Source organism: Streptomyces monomycini (genome assembly GCF_022271435.1).
Taxonomy (GTDB): Bacteria; Actinomycetota; Actinomycetes; order Streptomycetales; family Streptomycetaceae; genus Streptomyces; species Streptomyces monomycini.
This window is the reverse complement of sequence record NZ_JAFIQY010000083.1, coordinates 1-4251: the sequence shown is the minus strand read 5'-3', so window position 1 is coordinate 4251 and position 4251 is coordinate 1. Positions and strand designations below refer to the sequence as shown.

General features: G+C 72.5%; 5 protein-coding genes. 3 read left to right on the top strand and 2 right to left on the bottom strand.

Annotation, left to right across the window (positions count from 1 at the left end; genetic code table 11):
- Positions 1 to 20 precede the first annotated feature (20 nt).
- On the bottom strand, positions 21 to 821 hold the full coding sequence (locus JXZ78_RS39920; RefSeq protein ID WP_030020169.1) for a GAF and ANTAR domain-containing protein: 801 nt from the start codon (positions 819 to 821) through the stop codon (positions 21 to 23).
- 33 nt (positions 822 to 854) lie between these two features.
- Entirely contained in the window at positions 855 to 1586 is a 732-nt protein-coding gene (locus JXZ78_RS39915) for a GAF and ANTAR domain-containing protein (RefSeq protein ID WP_050502480.1), read from the bottom strand.
- 403 nt (positions 1587 to 1989) lie between these two features.
- On the opposite strand from JXZ78_RS39915, the gene JXZ78_RS39910 reads away from it, so the two are divergent.
- From JXZ78_RS39910 to JXZ78_RS39900, 3 genes are all read left to right on the top strand, one after another.
- Positions 1990 to 2706, top strand: coding sequence for a GAF and ANTAR domain-containing protein (locus tag JXZ78_RS39910; RefSeq protein WP_106968790.1), 717 nt, complete (start codon positions 1990 to 1992; stop codon positions 2704 to 2706).
- The gene (locus tag JXZ78_RS39905; protein WP_030020166.1) at positions 2703 to 3431 is read left to right on the top strand and encodes a GAF and ANTAR domain-containing protein; all 729 of its coding nucleotides are present in this window, start codon (positions 2703 to 2705) and stop codon (positions 3429 to 3431) included. The genes JXZ78_RS39910 and JXZ78_RS39905 overlap by 4 nt, the downstream gene beginning before the upstream one ends.
- 106 nt (positions 3432 to 3537) lie before the next feature.
- Positions 3538 to 4242, top strand: coding sequence for a GAF and ANTAR domain-containing protein (locus tag JXZ78_RS39900; RefSeq protein ID WP_050502479.1), 705 nt, complete (start codon positions 3538 to 3540; stop codon positions 4240 to 4242).
- Positions 4243 to 4251: the final 9 nt, after the last annotated feature.

Here is a 4251-nt window from a genome sequence, read left to right as displayed (position 1 = left end):
TTCGTCGGTAGCCGGTGGTGTCAGGGGCGTGTGGGGCCGGGGTCTGTGGGTGGGGGCAGGGTGGAGGTGCCGTCGATGATGCCGCGGGCGAGGTCGGCGAGGCGCAGGTGGTGGTGGCGGGCGTGGGCGCGCATTCGATGGAAGGCGGTGTCGGGGTCGGTGGGGTGGTGGGCGGTGAGGAATCCTTTGGCCTGTTCGATGATGGTGCGGGTGAGCAGGGCCTGCTGGAGCTGGGCCTGGATGGTGCGGTGCTGGTCCAGGGCGGTGCGCTGGAGCAGGGAGATGGCGGTGGCGTCGGCCAGGGCGCGGGCCAGGTGCCGGTCGGCGTCGGGCAGGGAACCGTCGCGGTGGCGGAAGAGGTTGAGTACGCCGAGAGTCTGGTCACGCAGCCGTATGGGGGTGGCGTGTACGGAGGTGTAGCCGGTGCGGCGGGCGCGGGCGCTGTAACGCGGCCAGCGCGGGCAGGGGACGGCCAGGTCGGCGTGGTCGATGGGGGCGCTTTGGCGGTAGGCGGTGTGGCAGGGGCCTTCGCGGGCGTCGAGTTCGAACAGTCCCAGCAGGCGCGCGCGTTCGGAGGTGACAGCGACCAGGTGCATTGGTCCGCCGGGGGTGGCGAGCATCACGGCGGCGTCGCTGATCTCCAGCAGGTTCATGCAGTGCTCGACGCAGCGGTAGAGGTAGTCGGCGGGGTCGAAGGCGGCGACGAGGGTGTCGGCCAAGTCGATGAAGGCGGCGGAGACCCGTATCTCGCGCGGCGTCCCGGGGACGGGCGAAGAGCCGGGGTCCGGTGATCCGGGCGTCAGGGACGGGGGAGCGGGCATGACGGTCTCCGTCTGTAGGTATCAGCGCCGGCTCTAGGCGGGGTCGGTGTCAGGTGGGTCGGGGAGGGTGAGGTGGTCATGGACGATGGCGTGGGCGAGGGTGGTGAGGTCGGTTTCGGTGCTGTGGGCGTGGGCGCGGAGCAGGGCGAGGGCCTGGCCGGTGGACAGGGCGTGGCGGTAGCTGATCATGCCGATGGCCTGGTGGACGACGGCGTCGGCGGGCAGGAGCCAGGCGTGGGCGAGGTCGTCTTCGGTGGGGGCGGGGACGGTCAGCAGCAGGAGTTCGGCGGCGTCCGCGTGGGCCTGGGCGGTGTGCTGATCGGTGTCCGGCAGGGGGCCGGGCCGGTCACGGTAGAGGGTCAGGACGAGCCCGGCCTGCCGGCCCGGGCGGGGCCCGTGGATGAGGGGCAGGGCGAAGGCGGCGCGGATGCCAAAGGCCCTGGCCTGCCGGGCGTATACGGGCCATGCGGCGGTCATGGCCGGGTCGTCGAGGTCGTCGGCGCGGACCGGCGCCCCTTGGCTCAGGGCCTGGACGCAGGGGCCTTCGCCGAGGTTGATCTGCAAGCTCTCGCCGCGGGCGGCCAGCGGTCCGGCGGCGCACAGGGAGACCCGTTGGGCCAGGGCGGCGTCGGCTGCCAGCGTCAGGCCCACCGAGTACGTCTCGTGCAGGGCGGCGCGGCAGGCGTGGCCGAGCTGGCGGGCCGGGTGGTCCTGACCGGCGAAGCGGGCGGCCAGGGCGACCGCTTCGGGCCGGGGGCCGGTCACCGGAAACCGGGCGCGAACAGGGACAGGCGGCCTGCCCCGTGGAATGCGGGCATCGCGGGCGTTCCGATCTCCGGCATTCACCGCCGACACTGCCCTGATCGGAAGCCAATGTCAGTATGGGTGGACGGGCGTCGTCACCTTCGGGCAGCTACCTCCACCCTACGCCGCTGGGCGGCCGTCCACAGGGCCCGCGGGTCTTCGGCGGCTGTTTCTTCCGGCCGCGTCCCGCACACATGCCCGGGCCCTGCTTTCTGTGCGACTCGACGGGCCTGAGCCATCGGGAACTCTCTAGACTTAAGGCCCGTCGGGAGCTCGTCCCTGTGTCGCGGGGCTGCTCTCCCGAGCGGGGAAATGTCGCACCGGGAGGTGAGCAGCAGTGGGTGCCGATCATGACCTGGCCGCCGTGCTGGGGAGCCTGCGCCCTTCCCGCGCCGATGCAGGGCTGGTCGGTGCCGACCCGGCCCGGTGCGCCCGGGCGCTGGGTGTGGACGGGGTTGCCGCTTCGGTGCTCACGGACAGTGGTCTGAGCGAAGTGCTGTGGTGCACTGAGGGCGCCAGCGCGCGTCTGGAGGAGGTGCAGTTCACGCTGGGGCAGGGGCCGGGAGCCGAAGCGGGGGCGGGCTGTGTGCCGGTGCTGGTGCCGGATCTGGCGCGGGTGCCGGCCGGGCGGTGGCCGGTGCTGCTGCCGCAGATCGCGGAGCTGGGGATCGGCGCGGTCTTCTGCTTTCCGCTGTTGGTCGGGGCCGCCTGCCTGGGCACCCTGACCCTGCAGCGCACGGCGCCGGGGCCGCTGCCGGATGCCGCGATGACCGATGCGTGGCTGGTGGCCAATGCGCTGACCGCCGTGCTCCTGGAGGGCGGCGATCAGCGTGACGCCTTCGCCGCCGCACAGGAGGGCTCGGAATTCTACGGGGCCGTGGTCCACCAGGCCAGCGGCATGATCAGCGTGCAGGCCGGGGTCTCCGTGGCCCGGGCCCTGCTGCGGCTGCGCGCCCACGCCTTCCGCCACGGACGCCCGGTGACAGAGGTCGCCGAGGACGTGGTGGCCAGGCGGCTGAGCTTCCGAGATGATGAAAACAGGCCGGACTCTGGCGCCGGCGGAGGGACGGACGGGCCATGACACGTGAGGAACATCTGCTGGCGGCCATGGTCGAGGCCGTCGACACCCTCGTCGACGACTTCGACCTGATCGACTTCCTGCACCAGCTGTGCGACCGCTGCAACGAGCTGCTGGACGTCACGGCCGTGGGCGTCATGCTCGCCGACCCGGGCGGCAGGCTCCACCTGATCGCCGCCTCCGACGAGCACACCCGCCTGCTGGAGCTCTTCGCCCTCCAGACCAACCAGGGCCCCTGCGTGGAATGCCACCGCAACGGCACCGCCCGCCTCAGCATCGACCTGCGCTCCCCCGCCCAGACCGCCGCCTTCCCCCGCTTCGCCCAGCGTGCCCGGCAAGCGGGCTTCACCACCACCCACGCCCTGCCGATGCGCCTGCGCCAGCAGGTCGTGGGTGCCCTGAACCTCTTCGACACCCGCGAACAGAACATCAGCGGCAGTGACGCGCAGGTGGCGCAGGCCCTGGCAGACGTGGCCACCATCGCCATCCTGCAGCACCGCACCATCGTGCACGGCAACATCGAACGGGCCCAGCTCAAGGCCGCCCTGTCCAGCCGCATCGTGATCGAGCAGGCCAAGGGCATCCTCGCCGAACGCTGGAACACCGACCTCGACGTAGCATTCGATGCCCTGCGCGGCCACGCCCGAGCCCACCAGCTACGCCTGACCGAACTGTGTCAGCAGGTCACCGACGGCACCCTGGACACCACCACCATCGAGCACCCCTGACCCAAGCCCCCGGCCCGCACCGGCCCGGTATCCGCCCCAGACCCCGGCGGAAGGACGTGTCCCTCCCGCCACCCGTCCGGCACGCACCCCGTCCTAGGGACACTCCGTGAACAACGACCACCACGTCGCGGCATGGCAGCGCATCGCCGCCGCCAACGGTCACACCGGCGGCTTCAGCCTGACCACCGTCTGCCGGGCTTGCGCCGACGACGTGGACGCCGACTTCGCCGGCGCCACCCTGGTCCTCGCCGGAGAGCTGCGACTGCTGGCCGCGGCCACCGACGAGCGCGCCCGGCTCGTCGAGGACGCCCAACTGGTCACCGGGGAAGGCCCTTGCACCGATGCCTACACCCACCGCGCACCCGCCGAAGCCGCCGACCTGCACCACACCGCCGCCCGCTGGCCCGCCTACACTCCCATCGCCCGCGAACAGGGCGCCCGTAGCGTCCTGGCCCTGCCCCTGACCGTCGCCACCCTGCCCATCGGCGCCATGGACCTCTACCGCCGACAACCCGTCCCCTTCACCCCGGCGCAGAAAGACCGCGCCGCCGCCTACGCCCGCATCCTCGCCCTGCTCGCCCTGGACGAACACCCCCACCTCGTGGTCCACCAGCCCCAAGCCCCCCACCCTGCCCGGCGCGGGCCGCAGGGCTACCCGCCCACCGTCCACATCGCCGCCGGCATCCTCGCCGAAAAGCACCAGCTCACCCCCGACGACGCCCTCGCCCGCCTGCGCGCCCACGCCTTCCGCCACAGCCAAACCCTCCTGCACACCGCCCAACACGTCCTCGACCACCACCGCCTCGACTGACCCCGCCGC